20 protein-coding genes and 1 tRNA gene are annotated in these 20,556 nt (G+C 53.8%); 12 read left to right on the top strand and 9 right to left on the bottom strand.

Translation table 11 applies throughout. From position 1 onward, the window contains the following. Positions 1–402: 402 nt before the first annotated feature. Positions 403–1,335 carry a DNA-binding transcriptional regulator YafC gene (yafC, locus tag RAC90_RS14325; protein WP_110268558.1) on the bottom strand — a complete coding sequence of 311 codons (933 nt, stop codon included), beginning with the start codon at positions 1,333–1,335 and terminating at the stop codon, positions 403–405. Between the two features lie 307 nt (positions 1,336–1,642). Between yafC and RAC90_RS14320 the strand changes: the two genes are divergently transcribed. After that, entirely contained in the window at positions 1,643–2,434 is a 792-nt protein-coding gene (locus RAC90_RS14320) for an endonuclease/exonuclease/phosphatase family protein (protein WP_110268559.1), read from the top strand. Between the two features lie 100 nt (positions 2,435–2,534). Here RAC90_RS14320 and mltD read toward each other — a convergent pair whose 3' ends face one another. Further along, a complete protein-coding gene (gene mltD, locus RAC90_RS14315) occupies positions 2,535–3,911 on the bottom strand; it encodes a murein transglycosylase D (RefSeq protein ID WP_058708229.1) in 1,377 nt (458 codons plus the stop codon). A 71-nt stretch (positions 3,912–3,982) separates the two neighbouring features. Continuing rightward, complete coding sequence (gloB, locus tag RAC90_RS14310; RefSeq protein WP_039338635.1) at positions 3,983–4,738, bottom strand: hydroxyacylglutathione hydrolase; 756 nt, start codon at positions 4,736–4,738, stop codon at positions 3,983–3,985. Positions 4,739–4,778: 40 nt separating this feature from the next. On the opposite strand from gloB, the gene RAC90_RS14305 reads away from it, so the two are divergent. After that, positions 4,779–5,513: a class I SAM-dependent methyltransferase gene (locus tag RAC90_RS14305; RefSeq protein ID WP_033738493.1), complete on the top strand. Its 735-nt coding sequence runs from the start codon at positions 4,779–4,781 to the stop codon at positions 5,511–5,513. Here the strand turns inward: RAC90_RS14305 and rnhA are convergent. Then, positions 5,498–5,965 carry a ribonuclease HI gene (rnhA, locus tag RAC90_RS14300; protein ID WP_006118003.1) on the bottom strand — a complete coding sequence of 156 codons (468 nt, stop codon included), beginning with the start codon at positions 5,963–5,965 and terminating at the stop codon, positions 5,498–5,500. The genes RAC90_RS14305 and rnhA overlap by 16 nt on opposite strands. Before the next feature lie 53 nt (positions 5,966–6,018). On the opposite strand from rnhA, the gene dnaQ reads away from it, so the two are divergent. Together dnaQ and RAC90_RS14290 are read left to right on the top strand one after the other, a co-directional pair. Next, entirely contained in the window at positions 6,019–6,750 is a 732-nt protein-coding gene (gene dnaQ, locus RAC90_RS14295; protein ID WP_006118004.1) for a DNA polymerase III subunit epsilon, read from the top strand. 134 nt (positions 6,751–6,884) lie between these two features. After that, positions 6,885–6,961, top strand: a tRNA-Asp gene (locus RAC90_RS14290). 223 nt (positions 6,962–7,184) lie between these two features. Here RAC90_RS14290 and RAC90_RS14285 read toward each other — a convergent pair. Further along, positions 7,185–8,684 carry an NCS1 family nucleobase:cation symporter-1 gene (locus tag RAC90_RS14285; RefSeq protein WP_033738495.1) on the bottom strand — a complete coding sequence of 500 codons (1,500 nt, stop codon included), beginning with the start codon at positions 8,682–8,684 and terminating at the stop codon, positions 7,185–7,187. A gap of 142 nt (positions 8,685–8,826) precedes the next feature. Here RAC90_RS14285 and RAC90_RS14280 point away from each other — a divergent pair, with 142 nt between their 5' ends. From RAC90_RS14280 to puuE, 3 genes are read left to right on the top strand one after another with little or no spacing between them, the layout of a single operon-like run. After that, on the top strand, positions 8,827–9,549 hold the full coding sequence (locus tag RAC90_RS14280; RefSeq protein WP_375124476.1) for a GntR family transcriptional regulator: 723 nt from the start codon (positions 8,827–8,829) through the stop codon (positions 9,547–9,549). Then, the gene (gene hpxA / locus RAC90_RS14275; RefSeq protein ID WP_033738498.1) at positions 9,546–10,277 is read left to right on the top strand and encodes an allantoin racemase; all 732 of its coding nucleotides are present in this window, start codon (positions 9,546–9,548) and stop codon (positions 10,275–10,277) included. The genes RAC90_RS14280 and hpxA overlap by 4 nt, the downstream gene beginning before the upstream one ends. Before the next feature lie 34 nt (positions 10,278–10,311). Further along, a complete protein-coding gene (gene puuE / locus RAC90_RS14270; RefSeq protein ID WP_033738501.1) occupies positions 10,312–11,271 on the top strand; it encodes an allantoinase PuuE in 960 nt (319 codons plus the stop codon). An 84-nt stretch (positions 11,272–11,355) separates the two neighbouring features. Here the strand turns inward: puuE and RAC90_RS14265 are convergent, their stop codons facing one another. The 4 genes from RAC90_RS14265 to RAC90_RS14250 are packed head-to-tail and all read right to left on the bottom strand — an operon-like array spanning position 11,356 to position 15,393. Further along, positions 11,356–12,087 carry a class II aldolase and adducin N-terminal domain-containing protein gene (locus tag RAC90_RS14265; RefSeq protein WP_006118009.1) on the bottom strand — a complete coding sequence of 244 codons (732 nt, stop codon included), beginning with the start codon at positions 12,085–12,087 and terminating at the stop codon, positions 11,356–11,358. Between the two features lie 43 nt (positions 12,088–12,130). Further along, positions 12,131–12,946, bottom strand: coding sequence for an ABC transporter substrate-binding protein (locus RAC90_RS14260; protein WP_033738503.1), 816 nt, complete (start codon positions 12,944–12,946; stop codon positions 12,131–12,133). A gap of 23 nt (positions 12,947–12,969) precedes the next feature. Beyond that, the gene (locus RAC90_RS14255; RefSeq protein ID WP_375124475.1) at positions 12,970–13,842 is read right to left on the bottom strand and encodes a phytanoyl-CoA dioxygenase family protein; all 873 of its coding nucleotides are present in this window, start codon (positions 13,840–13,842) and stop codon (positions 12,970–12,972) included. 27 nt (positions 13,843–13,869) lie between these two features. Then, the gene (locus RAC90_RS14250; RefSeq protein ID WP_375124474.1) at positions 13,870–15,393 is read right to left on the bottom strand and encodes an amino acid ABC transporter permease/ATP-binding protein; all 1,524 of its coding nucleotides are present in this window, start codon (positions 15,391–15,393) and stop codon (positions 13,870–13,872) included. A 419-nt stretch (positions 15,394–15,812) separates the two neighbouring features. Here RAC90_RS14250 and RAC90_RS14245 point away from each other — a divergent pair, with 419 nt between their 5' ends. The 5 genes from RAC90_RS14245 (at position 15,813) to argE (ending at position 20,548) form a co-directional block, all read left to right on the top strand. Further along, positions 15,813–16,724: a LysR substrate-binding domain-containing protein gene (locus tag RAC90_RS14245; protein WP_033738508.1), complete on the top strand. Its 912-nt coding sequence runs from the start codon at positions 15,813–15,815 to the stop codon at positions 16,722–16,724. 246 nt (positions 16,725–16,970) lie between these two features. Then, complete coding sequence (locus RAC90_RS14240; protein ID WP_058702731.1) at positions 16,971–18,236, top strand: NAD(P)/FAD-dependent oxidoreductase; 1,266 nt, start codon at positions 16,971–16,973, stop codon at positions 18,234–18,236. Positions 18,237–18,253: 17 nt separating this feature from the next. Continuing rightward, entirely contained in the window at positions 18,254–18,688 is a 435-nt protein-coding gene (locus tag RAC90_RS14235; protein ID WP_033738510.1) for a RidA family protein, read from the top strand. Then, a complete protein-coding gene (locus RAC90_RS14230; protein WP_033738511.1) occupies positions 18,685–19,359 on the top strand; it encodes a DUF1028 domain-containing protein in 675 nt (224 codons plus the stop codon). The genes RAC90_RS14235 and RAC90_RS14230 overlap by 4 nt, the downstream gene beginning before the upstream one ends. After that, positions 19,337–20,548 (top strand): acetylornithine deacetylase, encoded by a 1,212-nt coding sequence (gene argE, locus RAC90_RS14225; protein WP_375124473.1) that lies wholly within the window; start codon positions 19,337–19,339, stop codon positions 20,546–20,548. The genes RAC90_RS14230 and argE overlap by 23 nt, the downstream gene beginning before the upstream one ends. Positions 20,549–20,556 lie beyond the last annotated feature (8 nt).

Here is a 20,556-nt window from a genome sequence, read left to right as displayed (position 1 = left end):
TTAATTGGAAAGCCCTGACTTAACGGTCAGGGCTTTTTCCATTTCTACGGCAACCAGCCCAGGGCAATCACTTCACAGCTTATTGATCGCGCATTGGCGTGCTACTCAGTCCTTTCCTTAATATAAAAGACATTACCTCCGCGCACTCTCCCGGCTGCATAATCTTCCTGCTGACCTTCTGGTCTGTCCTCGACTGGCGCTCAGAACAGGCGTTTTTGACGGTCCGGCTTCACCTCACCCTCTTTGCACTCACCATCAGGCGGTCCTTCTCACGACGCCGTATTCGCTTACGCCCTCCTGTGCTTTCAGGGACGCAGAACGGCTGCAAACGCGGCTGGATTTGCGCTGTAAACGTCATCAGAAGATGATGTTTAAACAGTCTGGCGAGGGAAATTACTGCTTTCAGGGGTGGGTGTACGGCTGTAACTGAGCCTGTATATGCCAGGGTTGCTCTACTACCCATTCGCTTAAAAAATCAATAAAGGCACGCACGCGCTGGCTTACGCCAAGATCGCTGTAATAGACAGCATTGAACGGCATCTCTACCGGTAAACGTTGATCGGCCAGGATCTCCACCAGACTTCCGTCAGCGATCTCTTTATGCACCATATAATCAGAAAGGCAGGCAATCCCATTACCGTCCAGACAAAGCTGCTTGATGGTTTCTCCGCTGTTAGAATCCAGTTCCGAACGGATGATGTAAAGTTCCCCATCGTCACAGGCGATTGGCCAGCGGTTAAGACGTGGCGCATCAATAAAACCGAGACACTGATGATTATCCAGATCGGCTGCGCACACAGGAATACCATATTTCTCCAGATACCCGGGAGAGGCAATAAAGCGGCGATAGCTGGTGAACAGCAGTCGTGCCCGCAGGCCTGAATCGGTAAGGCTGCCTGCCCGAATCGCCACATCGACTTTACGCTCGATGAGATTAATAAAGTTTTCAGATGAAATCAGTGAAAGGGCAATCTCGGGATAGCGCTCCCGAAAAGCTTTTATCATGGGCATCAGGAGATGCAGTATGACAGGAGTGGCGGCATCAATACGTAACAATCCCTTGGGCGCATGACGGCTCTCTATCAACGCGTCTTCTGCGGCCGTCATCACCTGAAGAAAATGCTGAACCTGCTGGAAATAACGTTCTCCTTCCTGCGTTAACGCAAGATTGCGTGTGGTGCGCGTCAGTAAAGCCAGTCCGAGTTTATTTTCCAGTTTTTTGATCGTGCGGCTGACTGCGGAATTGGCCATCTGCAAGGTGTCCGCCGCGCGGCTGAAGCTCCCGTTTTCAACCACGCTGACAAATACTTTGAGTTCTTCAGAAGATGCCTTCATTGTTTCCTTCATGTGAAATAGCGCCTGAGGCCATATACCGCTAATTAAAGCACAGCCTGCCGTTTACCCCCTTGGCGCGGATGGCTTTTTGGTAAAGCGGGCTAAAGAAGACGAAAGCGCCTTTCCGTCAGGCCGGTTATCTTTTTAGTGGAAGAAACGGTCTGCACAGGCCGGATTACGCCATTCGTGACGACAATAAAGTGGGAGGGCGGTCTCGAACAATCGTCGGCATCGATTGAAACTGCGTACTAAAATCCCTATAACAGATAAGTGACATGAATTTCTGAATGATTAGCCAGGCGGGACAGTGCGCAAAAAAACCTATGCGATGAGATATGTAGCCGGACAGCCAGCGGAAAGGATCTTTCCTCCGGGTGCCATGTTTCATCTCGGCCAGGCACTGCCACCGGGTGAGCCACTCCCCGCCGATCCCACTTTGAAAGTATTAGTATGGAATATCTTTAAGCAGCAGCGCGCTGACTGGATGTCCGTGCTGGAAGGGTTTGGTAAGGATGCCCATCTGGTTCTGCTTCAGGAAGCGCAGACGACGCCCGAGCTAATCCGCTTTGCGACCAGTAACTATCTGGCGGCCGATCAGGTCCCGGCTTTAGTGCTGCCTCAGCACCCCTCTGGCGTCATGACGTTAGCTTCTGCTCACCCTGTTTATTGTTGCCCCCTGCGCGAGCGAGAACCCCTGTTAAGGCTCTCAAAATCCGCCTTAGTCACGGCGTATCCGCTTCCCACGGGCGAGATGCTGATGGTGGTGAACATCCACGCGGTAAATTTTAGCCTGGGCGTGGATGTTTACAGCAAGCAGCTCGGCCCCATTGGCGAACAGATTATCCATCATCGCGGGCCTGTCATTATGGCGGGCGACTTCAACGCCTGGAGCCGCCAGCGCATTAATGCCCTCTATCGCTTTGCGCATCAGATGAAACTGGAAGAGGTGATGTTTACCGCCGACCACCGACGTAAAGCCTTTGGCAGACCTTTAGATTTCGTTTTTTATCGCGATATACACGTCAGTGAAGCCTCGGTTCTGGTGACGCAGGCATCCGACCATAACCCGCTTTTGGTTGAGTTCAGTACCATACGATAAAGGTGACATCAGGCAGGAAAGGGCAGAGAGAACGTGGTCACGGGCAGGATGTAGAATCAAACAAGAAAAAAGGCTGACAAATGTCAGCCTTTTCAACGTATCAGGTATCTGGTGTTGCGTTATTCTTAACGAACAACGTGAGCTCGTCACCAGGCTGAATATCTTTTGCGTTACTCACAACACTGTTCCAGCGCATCACGTCTTTGATGTTAACGCCGTGACGACGGGCGATACTGTCAAGAGAATCACCCTTACGAACGCGATAGGTGATGCTGTTGCTATTATCCGCCAGGCTCGTGCCATTCGAACCCACAGTCAGTAACTGACCGGGACGAATACTGGCACTGCGCAGGTTATTTTGCTGCTTCAGTGTGGCCACGCTGACGCCTAACTTATTCGCAATACCGGATAAGGTATCGCCGCTTCGCACTTTGTAGCCCCCCTCATTGCTGGCTTTCGCCAGTTGTGTGGGCTGCACGGCAGAGATATCACCGGAAGCCAGTGAATCACGCAGCTTTGCGACGTTAGACTTCGGCACCAGAATGTAATGTGGCCCATTAGGTGCTGTTGCGCCGCCTTTATAACCGGTATTGAAGCTCTTTAACTTGGTGAGCGACATCCCCGCCATTTCTGCGGCCTGCGTCAGTTTTATCTGCTGACCCACTTCAACGCGTGCCAGAGCACGGTTTTCGTCAGGCGTCGGCAGTTTGATACCGTAACGCTTGTTGTGCTTAAGCAACTCGCTCAAGGCCAACATTTTTGGTACATAAACCGTGGTTTCACGTGGAAGCGAAAGATGCCAGAAGTCGGTAGGCTTACCGCGCGCCTTGTTCTGTTTAATCGCTTTGAGTACCCGTCCTTCTCCGCTGTTGTAAGCCGCCACTGTCAAAAGCCAGTCACCACCAAACATCGTATTAAGACGCTGCATCATATCCAGTGCTACTTTCGTTGAGGCGACAACATCGCGACGACCATCGTAGTAACGGTTCTGTTTTAAACCATAGTTTCGACCCGTACTCCCAACGATCTGCCAGATGCCAGCAGCATTTGCAGATGACGTTGCGTGAGGATCAAAAGCGCTCTCCACTATGGGTAGCAGTACCAGTTCCATCGGCATATTACGTTTCTTAATCTGCTCGACTATCCAGTACATGTACGGCTCTGCCCGTAATGTTACATCGTGGAGATAGCTCTTATTTTTTAAAAACTTTAATTTCTGTTCGCGGATCCGGGCGTTTTCCGGAATCCCCATCTTCAACTCGTCACTAATGAAACGCCAGAGATCATTATCTTCTGCGAGGCCAGTTCCATCTTCCTGCCATCGCGGCGATAAAAGTCGATCACCGTATTTTCCATTTTCACTTTGACCAGCTGAAGACAGACTCTGGGCATGCTGTTCGGGGATATTGGCGTCATTCCGTGATGCCTGACATCCTACCAGCAAGACCGAGGCGAATAATATCGCTTTAGCCTTCATGTGTGTGTCAATAGTTCGCTTAAAAGACGAGCAACTATACGTGACGGTCCTTCACAACACAACCCGAAAAATCAAAAAGCGTCTTTCTTCTCGCGTAGAACAGCAAATGTTTGCCATACGGGCCCAACCCCAGCATCAACGTTTAAAGCGCGTTGTAAATCAGCATCTTGCGTTCGGAGAAATAAATTTATCACACGCTCATGGGCCAGTTTTGTAGGTAAAGTAATGCGGTTTTCGGCCCGTAAGTCCTTAATTTTATGGTATTCAGCCGTTATTTGCGGATCGTGGGGTAAAATTGCCGCAGCAAACTTCAAATTGGATAAAGTATATTCATGCGCACAGCACACTAATGTGTCTTCCGGGAGCGAATTAAGCTTTTGAAAGGACTGGTACATTTGCTCAGGGGTGCCTTCGAAAAGCCGTCCGCAACCACCTGAGAACATCGTATCTCCACAAAAAAGATAAGGTGCACTGTAATATGAGATATGTCCTAAAGTGTGCCCCGGCGTAGCGATGACCGCGAATGACAGGCCCAAAACGTCAACGTTATCTCCTTCACGCACGCATGTTTTTGCCCCTTTATCTGCCGTTTCCTGCGGACCGTAAACGGCAATCTCGGGAAAATGTTCACAGAGCGTTTTCACGCCACCGACATGATCGTTGTGATGATGCGTCAGCAAAATGGCGACAGGCTGCCAGCCACTGGCCTGAATTTTCTCCAGAACCGGCTGGGCTTCACCCGGGTCAACAATCAGGCATTTTCCTTCGTCATCTGTTAACGTCCAGATGTAGTTATCTTGCAGTGCAGGAATGCTGGTAAGATTCATAAATACCTCTCGCTGGTCGTTAAAAGGAAAATGGTAAAGCATGAAGCCCGCCAAGACACGCCAAATCCTGAACGCCCCACGCTCATGGCACGATATGCCATGGGGCATTTACTTTCGCGATGCCCTGACGCAGCAACTTCAGCCTTACCTCGGAAAGCTTTATGGCTTTCATATGCTTAAGCTTGGCAACCTCAGCGCAGAAATCAATACGGAACAGTGCGCGATTTCCCATCAGGTCAGCGTAGGTGTCGAAGGTGAAGGCTTACAGGTCCTGGCGCATCCCACCCAGCTCCCGTTCGAAGCCAAGTCTGTCGATGCCTGTTTACTGGCCCATACGTTATCCTGGAGTCAGGATCCCCACCGGGTATTGCGGGAAGTGGACCGGGTATTGATCGATGATGGCTGGATGATAATCAGCGGCTTCAATCCGTTCAGTCTGCTGGGCATAAGTAAAATACTACCCGGAATACAGCGTAAAGCGCCCTGGAGCGGGCGCATGTTCAGCCAGATGCGATTACTGGACTGGCTGGGATTGCTGAATTATGAAGTGGTCTTTCGTACGCGTTTTCAGGTGTTGCCCTGGCACCGTCAGGGCGGCAGAATGATCAGCGCTCATTTACCTGCTTTAGGGTGCCTGAATATCGTCGTTGCGCGTAAGCGCAGTTTCCCTCTCACGCCGACCAAGGCAAGAATGAGTCTGAGCAAAAGGCCCCTGCCGCAGCCTGTGAATGCGACACGGCAGTTCAGACACGTCAACGATCAGGATTCTGGTTGATAGCCGATATCATCAAAAGCCGGATGGTTTGCGGCATGGCGTGCCAGTTCATCGCAGCGTTCATTCTCCGGGTGGCCCGCATGGCCTTTAACCCACTCCCATTGAATCTGATGGGTGCTGAGCGCAGTATCAAGCCGTTGCCACAGATCGACGTTTTTAACCGGCTTCTTATCGGCTGTTTTCCAGCCGCGTTTTTTCCAGTTATGAATCCATTGCGTAATGCCCTGGCGCACATACTGACTGTCGGTACTCAATACCACGTCACAGGGTTGTTTCAGGGCTTCCAGCGAGACGATAGCCGCCATCAGTTCCATGCGATTATTGGTCGTCAGGCGGTAACCGGCGCTAAATGTTTTTTCATGTTGCCCATAACGCAAAATTGCGCCATAACCTCCCGGGCCCGGGTTGCCGAGGCAGGAACCATCGGTATAAATTTCTACCTGTTTGCGCATCTCTGGTAGACTTCCTTCTGACAAAACGCCAAGTCTGACATAAAACGAGCCCTATGAGCACTGCAAATAACCGCCAAATCGTTCTCGATACTGAAACCACCGGTATGAATATGATCGGGGTGCATTATGAAGGTCACCGCATCATTGAGATCGGTGCCGTTGAAGTGGTGAACCGTCGCCTGACAGGGAACAACTTCCACATGTATCTCAAGCCCGATCGGCTGGTCGACCCGGAAGCGTTTGGCGTTCACGGTATTGCCGATGAGTTTCTGCTGGATAAACCGACCTTCAGTGAGATTGCCGATGAGTTTCTTGACTACATCCGTGGTGCAGAACTTGTTATTCATAATGCCTCGTTTGATATCGGCTTTATGGATTATGAGTTCAGCAAGCTTGAGCGCGGCATCGAAAAAACGGAAACCTTCTGCAAGATTACTGACAGCCTGGCGATGGCGCGCCGTATGTTCCCCGGTAAGCGCAACAGCCTCGACGCGCTGTGTTCACGTTATGAGATAGACAACAGTAAGCGTACGTTGCACGGCGCACTGCTCGATGCCGAGATCCTGGCCGAAGTCTTTTTAACCATGACGGGCGGACAAACGTCCTTGTCTTTCTCGTCGGAAGAGGATCGCTCGCGTCAGCAGCAGAGCGAAGGCATTCAGCGCATCGTTCGGCCCACATCAGGATTGCGCGTGGTCACCGCCAGTGATGAGGAAATCAGTCATCACGAATCACGGCTGGATCTGATCATGAAGAAGGGGGGCAGTTGCCTCTGGCGCGCCTGAGTCGCAAAGATTTGTGTGTAAAATCAACATCGGGGCGAAAATAGCAGCAAACGGAAGCGGGCAGGGGGAAAACCGTTGACGGCGAGTAATGATGTGATTAATATGCGCCTCGTTCCCGACGGGGAACAAAGCGCGGAGCGGTAGTTCAGTTGGTTAGAATACCTGCCTGTCACGCAGGGGGTCGCGGGTTCGAGCCCCGTCCGTTCCGCCAAATTTTGACGCCATGCTGGTTATCAGCATGGCGTTTTTGCTTTCTGGCTCTGGACGTTTCTCGTCTTCCTCTCAACAGCCGGTTTGCCCGTCACGCTCAGTGCTATCCCGTATTTTCGACCTGATGCCCGTCGCACCCAATAAATGCCCCATAAAGGCAGGGTAAGAACGACGTTCCCACAGCCAGTCCTCACAGAAACGGACTGACTGACAGTAAGCGTGAATCAGTCTTTCTGCATCGCGACGGCACCCGACGGGATTGTCGTATGTTTTCCTGCAACCTGTTTTTCCCGCGCCACCAGCCAGTAGCAGCTTGCCGCCAGCGCCACGCCGATAAACCAGCTAAAGTTGGCGACCTGATGCAGAGAAGGGATAAAGCTAATCACCAGACAAATAGCGACCGAGGGCAGCAGGGCGACAATGGCTTTCGGGTTAAATCCACCGCGATACCAGTAGCGCCCCTGCGGTGTGGCATCGAACAGATCGTCCACAGAAATACGGCCGCCTTTGATCAGGTAAAAATCGGCTAACAGAATGCCAAACAAAGGCCCGATAAACGAACCCAGTACGTCCAGCGTATAGTGAATCAGTTCAGGCGACTGGAACAGATTCCACGGCGTGAGCAGGACCGAACCCACCGCTGCAATCATCCCCCCGGTACGAAAACTGATTTTCTGAGGCGAGCAGTTAGAAAAATCGAAAGCAGGAGACACGAAGTTCGCCACGATGTTGATGCCAATCGTCGCGGTGATCATGGTCAGTAAGCCAATCGCCACGGCTAAATCGCTGCCAACCATGCTCACGGTTTCGATAGGATCGGTGATCATTTTGCCAAACAAGGACTGCGTACCCGATACAATCACAACGGTCACGATGGAGAACAGCAGGAAATTGAACGGCAGTCCCCAGCGGTTACCCCGGCGAACCTCACTCATGCTTTTGCCGTAGCGAGAAAAGTCACCAAAGTTCAGCAGCGGGCCTGAGAAGTAAGACACGACCAGTGCCGTTGCCGTAATCATCTGCCAGGTTTGTTCACCGACGGACAGCGATTTGCTGGCCAGCGTAAACGAAATACCGTCGAATCCGGTTTTGTATACAATCCAGCCCGCCAGTGCCAGCATGACGACGTAAACGGCGGGACCAGCGATATCAATAAAGCGCTTAATCGCACTCATGCCGTGCCAGAACACCATCGCCTGCAGAACCCACATCACGCCAAAGCAGTACCAGCCCAGTTGCGATAAGCCAAGCCAGTGGCTGTGCGTCAGGCTTTCCAGCGACGGATAAAACTTCAGCAGCACCAGCATCAGCGCATTCGCTGCCAGCCAGGTCTGAATACCGTACCAGGCAAACGCAATCAGGCCGCGGATCACCGCCGGAATATTGGCGCCAAAGACACCGAATGCCTGGCGGCAAATGACCGCATAAGGCACGCCGGCCATCTGGCTGGGTTTAGCGACCAGGTTGGCGCAGAGCTGAACAATACAGATCCCCGCCAGCAAACACAGCAGCACCTGCCAGCTGGCCAGCCCTAATGTGAAGAAGCTTGCCGCGACCACGTAGCCGCCCATGCTGTGCACATCCGACATCCAGAAGGAAAAGATGTTGTACCACGACCAGTTTTGATGACGGGTAGGCGCCAGGTCAGCATTACATAGCTTCGGACTGTATGCTTTTCCGGCTTCAGAGGCCGATGTGTTACCTACCGTTGAATGATTTGGCATGAAACCTGCTCCTCTCAAAGACATGAATAAAATAACCTTGTGAAATCACATTGCAGGATCCAGGCCAGATTTGTTTTTTGTATACAAAATTTATTTTTAACGTATACGATAAGTGACGCAATGATGTTTACCGGAGCGGGTGATGAAGAGTGAAACAGGCCAGAGAACGGCGGCCGATCTGCATGATAAAGATGAACCTATCTATCAGGCGTTAATGAACGCCATTGTCGAACATCAACTGCCGCCCGGCAGCAAATTGCCGGAAGAAGCGCTTTCAGAGGTCTTTGGCGTGAGCCGCACGGGCATCCGTAAGGTCTTGCAGCGCCTTGCTGCGGTGCAAATGATCACGCTCACGCCCAAACGTGGTGCACATGTCGCCACACCGAGCGTGGAGGAAGCGCGGGATATTTTCCGCACCCGAAGCCTGCTTGAGTGCGGCAATCTTTCTGCGGTGCTGGAACATCTGCAGGCACCGCACCTGGCCGGGCTCACGGCCCTGGTTGAGCAGGAAAAAGAGGCGATTGCCCGGCATGACGGGCCGGCGGCGATTCGTCTGTCCGCGGCCTTTCATATCAAGTTGCAGGCGATTTCGGGCAATCAGGTATTAACGGATTTGGTGACGCAACTGGCTCAGCGATCGTCGCTGGTGATTGCCACCTGGGGCGCGCCCTGGCAGCGCGGTTGTCGCTGTGACGATCACGGCCAGTTACTCCAGCGACTCCGGGAAAAAGACCTGGTGTCACTGACCGCCTCGCTGCAGCACCATTTTGAACACATCGTTGCCAGCCTCCATTTTGAGCGCGGAGGCGAAACACTACCGGATTTTTCCCGACTGTTTGCCGGGCATAAAGGAGCTGTATCATGAGCCTGATTCAGGTTATCAATCCCAATACCAGCCAGGCGATGACCGAAACCATCGGTCAGGCGGCCCGCGCGGTGGCCGCACCTGGAACGGACATTATTGCCGTTTGCCCTTCGCAGGGCGTGCCGTCGATTGAAGGGCATTTTGATGAGGCGATAGCGGCAATCGGCGTGCTGGAACAGGTGAAGCTCGGCAAAGCGCAGGGCGTCAGTGGCCATGTGATTGCCTGTTTTGGCGATCCTGGCTTGCTGGCGGCACGCGAACTGGCAAGCGGGCCGGTCATCGGTATCGCGGAGGCGGCCATGCATACCGCCACATTGGTGGCAACGCGTTTTTCAATTGTCACGACGTTGCCCCGCACGCTGGTCATCGCACGCCATTTACTTCAGCAGTACGGTTTTACGCACCATTGTGCCGCTTTACATGCTATTGATTTACCCGTGCTGGCGCTGGAAGACGGCAGCGGCGTGGCGCAGGAGAAAGTGCGCCAGCGCTGTATCCAGGCAAAGCGGGAAGATGGCTGTGGCGCCATTGTTTTAGGCTGTGGGGGCATGGCAACGCTGGCCGCGTCGCTGACAAAAGAGCTGGAGATGCCGGTGATTGATGGCGTCAGCGCCGCCGTCAAGATGGTGGAATCGCTGGTGGCGCTGGGTTTTGGCACCAGTAAACAAGGCGATTTAGCTTATCCGCTACATAAACCGCTCTCAGGTGTCTTTCAGCACCTAAACTAAGCAGATGTTCCCGTTCAACGACAGGATGCAAGTGATGACTGAAAGCCAGGATAAAAAAACCTACAGCTTCAATAAGAATTACCCGCGTGACCTGATCGGTTACGGTGGAAAGCCTCCACATGCACGCTGGCCAAAGAAAGCGCGCGTCGCGGTGCAGTTTGTACTCAACTATGAGGAAGGGGCAGAAAACAACGTTTTGCACGGCGACACGGGTTCAGAACAGTTCCTGTCTGACATCATTGGGGCGGCCAGTTATCCGGATCGGCATATGTCGATGGAATCCCTGTACGAGTATGGATCCCGCGCCGGTTTCTGGCGCATTCACAATGAGTTTCAGAAGCGCGGACTGCCCCTTACCGTGTTTGGCGTCGCGATGGCGTTGGCGCGCCACCCGGACATCGTGGACGCCATCAAACAGGCGCAGTATGACGTGGTCAGCCACGGCTGGCGCTGGATTCACTATCAGGGCATTGATGCTAAAACCGAACGTCAGCACATGCAGCAGGCGGTGGATGTGTTAACGGACCTGTTTGGCAAAGCGCCCACAGGCTGGTACACCGGACGCGACAGCCCCAATACGCGGCGGCTGGTGGTGGAACAGGGCGGCTTCAGTTATGACAGCGACTATTATGGTGATGATTTGCCATTCTGGACTCAGGTCACCTGTCAGGACGGTACGGTAAAACCCCATCTGATCATTCCTTACACGCTGGAATGCAACGATATGCGCTTTGCCTCGCCCCAGGGTTTCAATACCGCAGAGCAGTTCTTCACCTATCTGCGCGATACGTTCGACGTGCTGTATGAAGAAGGCGAAACCGCGCCCAAAATGATGTCGGTGGGGATGCACTGCCGCCTGTTAGGTCGCCCGGGAAAATTCCGCGCCTTGCAAAATTTCCTCGACCACATTCAGCAGCATAAAGATGTGTGGATTTGCACCCGGCAGCAGATTGCCGATCACTGGATAAAAACCTACCCCGCGCCAGAGGCGTAATCTCCCGGCGGCAAGCGCGTGACGGCAAAAGGATGTCGCCACGCGCTGCCCCGGTTTCCGGCATTGTCGTCCGCACGGCCCCACTCAGTCACATAACGTGGGATCGGCCTCAATCATCAACTGCTTCATCTCTTCGAAATGCCGCAGAGAGAAGTCGGGGATGCCTTCCCAGTCACGGGCCGTTTTTTCCGCGACCTCGTCGCTCAGCACCTTCAACGGTTGCCCGGTAGACCAGGCGGTGACCAGAATCTGGCAGGCCCGCTCCAGTGTCCAGATATCATCATAGGCCTCGCCCACCGTCTGGGCGGTAACCATAACGCCGTGATTACCCATCAACAGACGACGCTTATCGGTCAGCAGGCTGGCCAGTCGGGCGCCTTCTTCCTGAGTGTCTGCCATGCCCCCGTACAGGGTATCCACCGCGATACGGTTGAAGTAGCGCGCACTGTTTTGATCGACAGGCGGAATGTGTGGCTGCGCCAGACAGGCGACGCTGGTGGTGTAAACCGGATGCAGATGCATCACGACCCGGGTTTCTGGCAGCCGCTGATGAATTTGCCCATGGATCGACCAGGCCGTGGCGTCTACATCATCCCGCTCTCCACAGGCGGTATCTTCTGCATTGAGCAGCAGCAGGTCGCTGGCGCGAAGCCGTGAAAAGTGTTTCCACTTTGGGTTCATCAGAAACTGCTTACCATCCGGTGAAACGGCGGCACTGAAATGGTTCGCTACCGCCTCATGCATGCCCAGGTGGGCAATAATGCGAAAGGCCGCCGCCAGATCGATACGGGTCTGCTCTTCAAAAGAAAGCGCCATATTCCCTCCTGAAAATGAACGCGTGACGGGCACGCGTTTGAGATTAAGGTTTTGGCATCAGGGTGTTGAGATCGTCGGCTGTTGGCGCTTCAAAATGGTATTTTTTGAGCAGCGCGGCATATTCGGGCGTTTTACTGAAGGTAGCCAGCGCAGCGACCAGGGCTTTTTTCACCTCCGTATTGTCCTTCTTCACGCCAAAACCGTTTAACACCGGATAGATAAGTGTCGTGGAGGAAATCTGAATACGGTCGCCCAGCTTTTGCACCACGCCACGCGCCACGGCGGCATCGGTAATCTGTGCTTCGACCGCATGGGAGAGCATCGCCTGCGTTGTCTGCGGATCGGTCGAATATTCGCTAATCGCGATGGGGGGTTTACCGTTTTTCACACAGTAGTCGTCAGACAGTTTGTGTAACTGCTGCAACCACGACGTGGCGCCCATCGAACCGATTTTATGGCCGCAGAAATCTTCAGGCGTTTTGGGTTGGTAATCGCTTCCCTTCAACGACAGGATAGCTTCGCCGCTTTTCAGATAGGGAATCATGTCGATCACTTTCATGCGATCGGCGGTGATGTACATCGACGAATTAGTCATATCAAACCGGTTACTCTGCAAGCCGGTAATCAGGTTAGGGAAACGGGTATCAATGTTAACGGCCTGACGGCCCATCACTTTGGCCAGACCATCAAGAAACTCAATGTCAAAGCCGGCGGGTTTATTATCCTTCATGTACTCATACGGAAAGAAGGTCATATCCGATCCGGCGATAATTTTGCCGGGTTGTAAAAAGGCTGAGGCGTTAAAGGACGCCAGTACAGCGCCTGCGGCAAGCAGACTTAACACGTAGGTTTTCATCATTATTCTCTCTCTGAAAAATGCCATCAGACGTTGGCAAGATCTTTACCGGCCTGTTGAACAAAAAACGAAGCACCGCGCGGTTTCTGCGGCAGGCGGAAGGCGTTTGCGGTGCTGCGGATCATGCCGCTCTCCTCACCGTAAACCAGCGTGCCCGCATCCGGGCTGGGTAACGGGTTTTCACCGAACGGCAGTGCATCTTCAGCGGCGTACACGGCGATAAACAGTGTGCGCGGCCATTCGGTTTCATTGGGACTGGAGGCGTGCAGCAGTCGGGTATGCATAAAGCACACAGAACCCGAGGGACCAAAACAGGCGGTAGGCTGCTGGCACTGTTCTTTCACCACTGCGGGATCAACGGCACCGGTAAAGCGGCCACCCTGCCAGTGTGAATAAAGCGGCCCCTGATGGCTGCCCGGCACCACGTTCAGCGGACCATTTTCCGGTGTGACCTCACTGACCATCAGCAGCGCGGTCACGATATCGTCGTTGCTGTGCGGGGTGAACAGGAAATCCTGGTGCCACTCCACTTTCGTTGCGGTATGGGGCAGTTTCGAGTTGATCTTACTGTGATGATAGCGTGCACCGCTGCCCCCGATTAACTGTCCGGCAATCTGCGCCATACGTGAATGCAGTGCCGCATGGCGATAGGCGGCAGAGATATCGTTCGGTGAGTTGACGCGGCGCAAAGAAGGATGATCGGCACGGTGATCGCTCTCAATATCGAAACGCGGACGCCCATCCTGCGTATCGCCCCAGGGCGCATTCTGGCTGCGGCTTTCCTCAACCCACTGGTCAAAGTCGTGTTGTAGCGCTGCGATTTCATCGCTTGTCAGGACATTTTCAACTACCAGAAATCCCTGCTGGTGATACTGATCTACCTGCCACTGTTCAATCATGGTCGTGCCCTCGTGATTAATACATCGTTACGCCAGCGAGACATCCTTCAGAAAAGCTTCCACGCGCGGATGCTGGCCATCGCGTAGAGCCTGCGGCGCGTCGTCACAGACCACGCGTCCTTTTTCCATAAAGACAATCCGGTCAGACACCTTGAAGGCAAAGTTCATCTCATGGGTCACGATCACCATGGTGATGCCCTCGCTTGCCAGGGCTTCAATGACCTGAAGCACTTCATTCACTTTTTCGGGATCCAGTGCAGAGGTGGGTTCATCGAACAGCATGATTTGCGGACGCATCATCAAGGCACGTGCGATAGCCACGCGTTGCTGCTGACCGCCGGAGAGCTGATGAGGGTACTTCCACGCATGGTCGAGCATGCCGACTTTAAAAAGCAGCGCAGCAGCCTGCTGTTTTAATACCGCGGCAGGCGCGAGCTTGTGATAGCGAGGCGCCAGCAACAGGTTGTCCATAACGCTGAGATGACTGAACAAATTAAAGCTCTGAAAGACCATCCCGATATTGAGACGATGCTCTGCATGCTCAACGAAGCGTGGCTTGCGTTGCTCTCCCTGCTGACTGAGATGAATAAAGGGTTTTCCGTTAATACGAATTTCACCGTTATCGATCTGCTCCAGACCATTAAGCAGGCGAATCAGCGTGGTTTTTCCTGAACCTGAAGGCCCGATTACGGAAACCACTTCGCCAGGATGGATCTGCAGGTTAACGGCGCCCAGCACTTCAACATTGTTGTAAGCCTTGTGCAGACGCAGGGCCTGCAACGCTGGTCCGCTGGCGTGAAACGCCTGACGGACAGGATTCACCGCTGCGCGTTGTGCGAGTTCGAAAAGATGTGCATCAGGTTTGCCGGACGGTTGGCGTTGTGTCACGTCCAGATAGCGCTCCAGCTGTTTCAGCAGGAAGTCAAAGACGGTAACGATCAGCACGTAATAGAAGGCCACTGCCGCCATGGTTTCCATGACCAGAAAGTTTTGCGAGTAGAGTCGCTGGCCGACTATCAAAATTTCGGTAAGCGAGATAACAGAGACCAGTGACGTCAGCTTCACGATCGCGATGTATTCATTCGCCAGTGCCGGTAAGGCCACACGCAGTGCCTGCGGGATAATGATGCGCCACTGAATGCCTGCATAGCGTAATCCCAGTGCCCGGGCAGCCTCGCTCTGGCCTTTGGGAATCGCCAGCAGCCCGCCACGGTGAATCTCTGCGATATAGGCGCTTTCACACATGGTCAGCGCAATAAATCCTGCCCAGAATGGATCGCTCAGTACCGTCGACGTGGCGGGCAATGCCTGAGGCAGGTTATAAACAAAGATCAGCAGCACCAGCAAAGGCAGGCTGCGAAAGAGCCAGATATAAAACCGGGCCGGCAGCGTCAATAAGGGATGGCGCGACTGCTTGGCCAGCGCCAGGATAAATCCCGCAATAATGCTCGTTCCCCAGGTCAGCAGGCTCAGTTTGATGACAGTCCATGTCGCCAGCCAAAAATTAGCGTCGCTAAACAGACTGAACATATAGTTCCAGTTAAATGTCATGGGCTTGCTCACATTAAACAGAAGGGGTGAATAATTCTGTAATTCACTATGGCGGCAGGACGGGAACGATAGCAATTAGTAATTTGCTGGCTTCTGATTTTAAAAAAACTATCCAACTGTTATATCCCTTTTTAAACGGTGTCTTTTTAACAGTGCAGGGCAATAATTAACGTATTCTTTCCCTTTTTGCGCTTATTTAGGGCAGCACGCTGATCATTGCGACGCAGGGTGAGAGTTATTGGTGCAATTTCTTTTTGATGATTACGTTTCTGCCAGACGTAAAAAAACAGGTGGAATGGCGTTAATACATAAACGGCGTTCAGGTGGAACGGGCAGGTAAGTGGCACAGCATTTGCAGTGCTGCTTAGGCCGGAACGAAGCAAGGTGTCTTGCTGACTATAAAAAACAGAGGTAACGCCATGAGTCGCTTTACACTTAAACAGCTCAGATATTTCGTCGCCGTGGTGGAGACGGAAAGCATTGCGGAAGCCTCGCGTCAGTTGCATATCGCCCAGCCTTCCATTTCCGTTTCCATCAAAAACCTGGAGGACGCCTTCGATCAGCAACTGCTCATCCGCCATCACGCACAGGGTGTTTCGCTGACGCCTGGCGGCCGCCGTTTTTACGAAAAGGCGCAGGAGCTGCTACGTCTGACACACGAGTTTGAGCAAAACTCACGTGCAGATAACACCCTGATTTCAGGCACGATTGCGGTGGGATGTTTTGAATCTGCGGCGCCGCTGTATATGCCCAAACTGATAGCCGGGTTTAAAAAACACTATCCGGATATTACCATTGAACTGTACGACGGCGAGCAGCATGAACTGATGCATGGACTCCATCGCGGACGTTTTGATCTGGCTTTTCTCTACGATCTCGAGCTGGATAACACCATTCAAAAAACCACGTTAAACGCCCCGCATAAACCTTACGCGCTCCTGCCGGTAAACCATCCACTGGCACAAAAATCCCTGGTCACGCTGCGTGAGCTGAGTCAGGAACCTATGATTTTGCTGGATGCGGTACCCAGCAGGAATTACTTCATCAATATTTTCAAAAGCAAAGGGTACCACCCGCAGGTAGCCTACAGTTCGCCCTCCATTGAAATGGTGCGTTGCATGGTAGGACAGGGGCTGGGGTTTTCAGTTCTGGTCACCCGCCCCTGTACTGATGTGACTTATGACGGTGAAAAGCTGGCGCAGATTGATATTGAAGATGATATGGAAGCCTCGACGTTAATCATGGCCTGGTTAAGTCATAATGAACCGACGCGACCGACAAAACTTTTTATGGACTATTGCCAGAATAGTGCGTTGGGGCCCACCGTGTAAAAAGTGCCGCGCAATTACCGTGCTGTTTGGTAAGAAAAAGAAATGTATTTGCGGTAAATCACATCGGCTAATTTCGCGCTTTATTCGCTGAGTGGCTTTAATAACCGGGCACGTATCTTCTGCTTATTAATTTCTTATTCAGATATTAGCTTTATAATATTTTACCCATTCATCTGCCTCAAATAGTCTTGGCGCTGGCGCGTGTCAGGAACACGTCATTAAAACGTCGGGCTTGAGGATGATGGAATGACAATATCAGAGCAAGAAACAGATACCCTGGTGATTGGGGCAGGGCAGGCCGGCATCGCCATGAGCGAGCATCTGGGGCGGCTCGGCATTCCGCATTGCGTGCTGGAAAAAAATCGTATTGCCGAAGCGTGGCGGACCCGGCGCTGGGACTCGCTGGTCGCCAACGGCCCGGCCTGGCACGATCGGTTTCCCGGCATGACTTTTCCGGGGCAGGATCCTGACAGCTTTGTGCCTAAAGAACAGATTGCTGACTATTTTGAAGCGTATGTGCAGCACATCGAGGCGCCTGTCAAAACGGGCGTCGAAGTCATCAGCGTGGTACCGCGTGTCGGGCGCAGCGGGTTCGACGTCTCAACCTCCGCTGGTCCGATCGTTGCCCGGCGCGTAGTCGTCGCCACAGGGCCTTTTCAGAAGCCTGTGATTCCCGCCATTGCGCCCACGGATACACGGTTCACCCAGTTACATTCGGCGGACTACCGTAACCCGCAACAACTGCCTGAAGGTGGTGTGCTGGTTATCGGCGCGGGCTCGTCAGGGGTGCAGATTGCCGATGAGCTTCAGCGTGCAGGAAAAGACGTGTGGCTCTCCGTTGGTCCCCACGATCGTCCGCCTCGCCGCTATCGCAACCGGGACTTTTGCTGGTGGTTAGGGGTCCTTGGCCTGTGGGATGCGGCAGCCAGCCAACCGGGGAAAGAACACGTCACCATCGCGGTCAGCGGCGCGCGCGGCGGGCATACCGTCGACTTTCGCAAACTGGCGGAGCAGGGCATCAACCTGGTCGGATTGACGGAGCGCTTTTCCGGCGAGGTCGTGACCTTTAAGCCCGATCTGGCGCAAAACATTGCCGCAGGCGATGAAAACTATTTATCCCTGCTGGATGCGGCCGATGCCTGGGTTGAACGCCATGGCCTGAATTTACCCGAGGATCCGGCCGCACGCGCCTTTCTGCCCGATCCGGAAAGCGTCTCGCATCCCGTGCAGTCGCTCAATCTGGTCCGCGCAGGGATCACGACGCTCATCTGGGCAACAGGCTATGCCACGGATTATACCTGGCTGAAGGTTAACGCCTTTGACGAGAAAAACAGACCTCTCCATCAACGCGGCGTCTCCCCGGAGTCCGGACTCTATTTCCTCGGGCTGCCCTGGCAGTCGCGCCGCGGCTCCTCGTTTATCTGGGGCGTGTGGCATGACGCAAAGTATGTTGCCGACCATATTGCTATCCAGCGCCAGTATCAGGATTACCGTGCCGCGTCAGAAAACTGAACCAGGAGACTGCTGTTATGCCAACCCATACTCGTATTCGGATGTTTAACACCAAAGAAACGTACCCTAATCAAACGCTGGACAACGATCTCTGCCAGGCCGTACGTGCAGGTAACACAGTGTACCTGCGCGGCCAGGTCGGCACTGACTTCGACGGTAATCTGATTGGCCTGGGCGATCCGGCCGCGCAGGCGGCGCAGGCGATGAAAAATGTGAAGCAACTGCTGGAAGAGGCGGGGAGCGATCTGTCGCATATTGTCAAAACCACCACGTATATAGTCGACCCGCGTTATCGCGAACCGGTCTACCGGGAAGTCGGAAAGTGGCTAAAAGGTGTTTTCCCCGTCTCAACAGGGCTGGTGATTTCGGCTCTGGCACAGCCGCAATGGCTGATGGAAATTGATGTCATTGCGGTGATTCCGGATGACTGGAAACGTGGAGCAGACCAATGACCTTATCAGTGACGGCACGGTGTGAAGAAACCGGTCAGCTCGGCATCGCTATCAGTTCATCCAGCATTGCGGTAGGCGCGCGCTGTCCCTGGCTCCAGGCCGGCGTGGGTGCCGTATCCAGCCAGAATATTACGTTGCCCTCTCTGGGGCAGCAGATTCTGTTGCATCTGGATCAGGGCAGCGATCTGAACGTGGCGCTAAAGCGGGCGCTGGCTGGCGACAGATTCAGTGATTACCGCCAGGTCGCCGCGATTGATATTCAGGGTAACACAGCGTTTTTCAGTGGCAGCAAGACGCTGGGTATCTGGAGCATGGCCGAAGGAAAAAACTGTATCGCCGCAGGCAATATGCTGGCGAACAAGGACGTAACGGCATCCATGTGCGCAGCCTTTGAAGCGGCCTCCGGTGAACTGGCCAGCCGGCTGCTTGCCGCCCTTCAGGCCGGCGTGGCGGCAGGCGGAGAAGCCGGGCCGTTACATTCAGCTGCGCTCAAACTTGTGGATGATTATCCCTGGCCGCTGGTGGATCTGCGCATCGACTGGACCGGGCACGACCCTGTCGGGCAGTTGACACAACTGTGGCTTGCCTATGAACCCCAGATGGAAGCCTATGTCACGCGCGCGCTGGATCCGCGTGAGGCACCGGCCTATGGTGTGCCCGGCGATGAATGAGACGTTACGGGCGCTTCTGGCCTCCCTGCTGGCCTTTGACACAACCAGTCGGGTGTCAAACCTGGCCCTGATCCAGTTTATTGACGACTACCTGACTGACAGAGGCGTAACGACGCAGTGGCTGTATGACGACAGCGGTAAAAAAGCCAATCTGTATGCGCGTCTGGGGCCGGAGGGCGAAGGCGGCGTTATGCTGTCAGGGCATACGGACGTGGTGCCGGTTGAGGGGCAAAACTGGTCCGTGCCGCCTTTCGCCCTGACGGAACGTGACGGACGATACTACGGTCGGGGAAGCGCCGATATGAAAGGCTTTATTGCCTGCGTGCTGGCCATGCTGGATGCGTTTCTTCAGCAGCCCCTGCGCATGCCTTTGCATCTGGCGTTTTCCTGTGACGAAGAGGTGGGGTGCCTGGGCGTGCGCTCGCTGGTGGCGATGCTCAATGCCTCACCGGCAAAACCGGCGATGTGTATTGTGGGTGAGCCGACCGCCATGCAGCCGGTTTACGGACATAAGGGAAAACGGGCGGTGCGCTGTCGGGTGCAGGGCCACGCCTGCCACTCTGCCTATACGCATCAGGGCGTGAATGCGGTTCACTACGCCGCCCGGTTAATTGCGCGTCTTTTGCAGCAGGAAGAAGCGTTAAAGCTGCAACGTGACGAACGGTTTGAACCGCCTTACAGCACGCTGCAGATTGGCACGATTCAGGGCGGGACAGCACTGAATATTGTTCCTGAGACCTGCCAGTTTGATATGGAGTGGCGAACGCTGCCTGGTACGGATGCTCAGGCGCTGTATGACAGCGTACGCCACTTCGCCGAAGCAGAACTGGTGCCTGAAATGCAGCGCACTGAACCGTCGTGCAACATTACCTTTCAACCACTGAGCGACTACCCCGGCTTATTGACCGATCCGCAGACCGACTTTGCCCGCTGGCTGGCGCAGTGGAGCGGACATAACGACTTCGCTACGGTCGCCTTTGGCACCGAAGGGGGATTATTTGACGAGATTGGGGTAGCCACGTTGGTCTGCGGGCCGGGAAGCATGGAACAGGGACACAAAGCAGATGAGTTTGTCAGTCTTGAACAGCTTGAACGCTGTATGGCAATGCTACAAAACCTGCGTCAGTGGATGGCGGTAACGTCCACCAATAAAGCCACGCAGGGTGGAGCGTGCCGCGCGGCCAGATGATCGGCAAA

The sequence above is a fragment of the Pantoea sp. CS_6 genome, assembly GCF_041954745.1.
GTDB lineage: Bacteria > Pseudomonadota > Gammaproteobacteria > Enterobacterales > Enterobacteriaceae > Pantoea > Pantoea stewartii.
Note: the sequence above shows the minus strand (reverse complement) of the source record. Positions and strands in the feature narration are given on the sequence as shown.